Raw genomic sequence first — 2,841 nt, 5'->3', positions numbered from 1 at the left:
CTGGTGGGTGCTGCTGGCCTCGCGCAGCAGCTTGACGATCGCGATGACCTCCTCGGGGTCGGCCACGCCCTCGGCGAGGGCGACCAGGACGCCGGAGGCCATCAGGGCGCGGCCGAGGGTCGCCCACTCCTCGGGGGTGAAGTCCAACTCCCCGACGCCGTCGACGACGCGGCCGATCCGCACGACCTGGAAGCCGACGTCGGCCAGGATCGCAGGAATACGGCGGACCGACTCCACCGTACGGGCGCGCGCCCGGTCGGACAGCTCCTCCCAGGGCAGGAACTGTGCCCGGCCGTCCCGCTGGCCGGGCAGCAGGGCCGGGTCGGCGCCGTGCTCGCGCTCGTGTTCGTGCTCCAGCCGGGCAAGGACCTCGGCCTCCTCCTCGGTGAAGTCCTCGAAGCCGCCGACGGCGTCGGAGGCCACCTGCTCGGAGGTGGGCACCATCAGGCAGCCGACCGTGGCGAGGCGTTCGCCGAGCTGCCGGGCCTGGCGCCGGTTGGCCGCCCTCAGCTCCTCGGGCAGCTCCTCCCAGGGCAGCAGGGCAGGCCGGCTGCCCGGCTCCTCGCCGTCCTCGACCGCCGCCGTCAGCCGGCTCTGGTGGATGGCCCGCGCCAGGTGCCGGGTGACCTGGGCGCTGGTGTAGTCGGCCAGGCTCTCGATGATCCTCCCCTGCGCCTCCAGCCGGGCCTTCATCCGGCCGCACTCGTGCAGGACGGCCTCGGCGTCCAGCAGGGTCTGCTCGGCGCGGCGGTCACCGGCCTTGCCCAGCACGTCCTGGCCGACCATGATCACGATCATGAAGATCAGCTGGGCCAGGGTGGACAGGAAGCTCATGAAGGCGAACGGGTACGGGTCGAAGGTCTGCAGCCCCAGCTGGGACATGCCGATCCAGACCACCTGTGTCACGGCCGCGAGGTAGAACGCCCACATGCTGCCCAGCCGCCCGGTCAGCCAGGCCGCGATCCGCCCGTTGACCCCGGTGACCTGGTCCAACGCCTGTGGCGGCGGCTGCACCCGGTGCCGCTGGATCCACGGGTGCCCGCTGGTCTCCAACAGGCTCACCCCGCGGCCGAGCGCCTGGTCGTGCCGGTCCAGGTGCAACTGGAGGTCGGCGACCCGGGCGAAGATCGCCTCGGCGTTCTCGTAGGTCTGCACCGCCCGGCGGTCGGCGGCCTGGCCGAGCACCCGTTGGCCGACCAGGATCGCCAGGCAGAGCACCAGTTGGACCACGTTGTCGAGGAACAGCAGGAAGCCGAAGGGGTACGGGTCGACCGAGTGCAGCGGCCCCCAGGTCGCCAGCGCCATCCAGCCGCCGACCACCACCAGCGCGACGTACAGGGCGGGCATCGAGCCCACCGCCCGGGTCAGCGCGGCCGCGATCGCGCCGTTGAGGCCGACCTGTTCGTCCGCCATCGCCACCGGCTGCTGCCGCGGCTGGTTGATCCCCGTACCGGCTTCCCGCACGCCCGCTCCTCACCATCGGTCCCGGCGCCGCCGCCGGAGTCGTGTTCATGATGGCAGCGGTCCCGCCGGTCGGCGGGCTACTGAACTCCGTTCTTAACGGTCTGTCAACGCGGTTTCCCTGCACGGCGCGCGTAGCTCCACCCGGCCGCGCCGGAGGTGGTTGCGGTGGCCGTCGGCGAACTTCAGCCGGAGGCTGCGGTCGGCCGGAGTGTCCACGACCACGGCGCTCTCCACCGTGCCGTAGGAGGAGTCGCGGTAGACCCACACCCGGTCGCCGACGTGGAACTCCGGGGTCTCGGAGACGATCATCGCACTCACCTTCCTTCCGGCCTGCTCACTGACCTATACGGTGCTCAGCGGGCCGGGGACTCAAAGGTCCACCCGCCGATCGCGGTCAGTGGCCGCGCAGCTGCGCCGGGGCAGTGGGGCTCGGCAGGTCGGCCGGCTTCCCTTCCCAGTCCACCGGGGTGTCGTCGGGGTAGCGGGCGCACTCGGTGCCCGCCGCGACGGCGAGGGTGCCGCGCTCGGGGGTGAAGCCGACGGTGACCGTCTCGGCCAGGGATCCGGGGCCGGTGCTCGGGGGCTTCAGGGTCACCCTGGTGTCGTCCGCAGCGGTCTCCGTCCAGCCTTGGCCGGTCAGGGTCTGCCGGGCCCGGCGCAGGGCCTCCTCCGCCTGCGGGGGCGTGATCCCGGTGAGGGTGAAGTCGGCGTCGAGGGTCGCCGTGCGGGGCTCGTCGGCTCCGCGGTCGGTCATGTTCTCCAGGAGGTGGGAGATACCGCGGGGGCGGCAGACGTCGTAGATCCGGGCCGTGATCCCGTCCCCGGCCCAGGGTGCGCGGTCCAGTGCCGCGCCCGGCGGCAGGGCGAGGGCGTCGTAGACGGTCTGGGTCCGGGCGTCCAGGTGCCTGGCGACGGCGGCCGGATCGGCCACGGGGTACGGCTGCCCCGCCCAGGCGTCCTGCAGCTCCGCCGCCGCGTCGTACCCGACCGCACCGAGGGCCGACATCCCTGCGGCCGCGACCACCGCCACCCCCACCACCACGGCTTTGCGGCGGCCTCGCCCGCCCTTCGTACCACGCTTCGTCATGGCCGATATCGTCCACCGTCCGGCCGGGCCGTCGCCTGAGTACCCGTACTCAGGCGACGGCGCGAAAAGACCTGGGTCAGGCGTGGGCGGCGGCGCACTCCGGGTGGCCCCAGCTACTGCCCACCTTGGTGATCTTGTCACCCTTGGCGTACGGGCGGCTGCACGGGCAGGTGCCGGGGAAGCGGGCGTTCAGGGTGCGCGAGCCGGTCCGCTTGGTGGTGCTGCCGGTCCCGCTCGCGGCGGCGGGGCGGGTGCTGCGGGCCTTGGGGGCCTTGGCGGCCGAGGCCCGG

General features: G+C 73.2%; 3 protein-coding genes and 1 pseudogene. All 4 read right to left on the bottom strand.

The features are described from left to right. A partial coding sequence (locus ACFQ87_RS42015; RefSeq protein ID WP_380616243.1) for a DUF1003 domain-containing protein occupies positions 1-1,464 on the bottom strand: 1,464 nt, incomplete at its 3' end. Positions 1,465-1,557: 93 nt separating this feature from the next. After that, positions 1,558-1,773, bottom strand: a complete 216-nt coding sequence (locus tag ACFQ87_RS42010; RefSeq protein ID WP_380616242.1) for a hypothetical protein — start codon at positions 1,771-1,773, stop codon at positions 1,558-1,560. A gap of 85 nt (positions 1,774-1,858) precedes the next feature. After that, positions 1,859-2,551, bottom strand: a complete 693-nt coding sequence (locus ACFQ87_RS42005; protein WP_380616241.1) for a hypothetical protein — start codon at positions 2,549-2,551, stop codon at positions 1,859-1,861. 76 nt (positions 2,552-2,627) lie between these two features. Then, positions 2,628-2,841: pseudogene (locus ACFQ87_RS42000) on the bottom strand (ribonuclease HI); the annotation flags it as partial.

The sequence above is a fragment of the Kitasatospora sp. NPDC056531 genome (assembly GCF_042794375.1).
Classification (GTDB): domain Bacteria; phylum Actinomycetota; class Actinomycetes; order Streptomycetales; family Streptomycetaceae; genus Kitasatospora.
This window is presented reverse-complemented; position numbering and strand designations above follow the sequence as displayed.

Bases quoted from the DNA above. Each gene is read 5' to 3' on its own strand.
- ACFQ87_RS42010 (WP_380616242.1), bottom strand. From the start codon at position 1,773: ATGATCGTCTCCGAGACCCCGGAGTTCCACGTCGGCGACCGGGTGTGG.
- ACFQ87_RS42005 (WP_380616241.1), bottom strand. From the start codon at position 2,551: ATGACGAAGCGTGGTACGAAGGGCGGGCGAGGCCGCCGCAAAGCCGTG.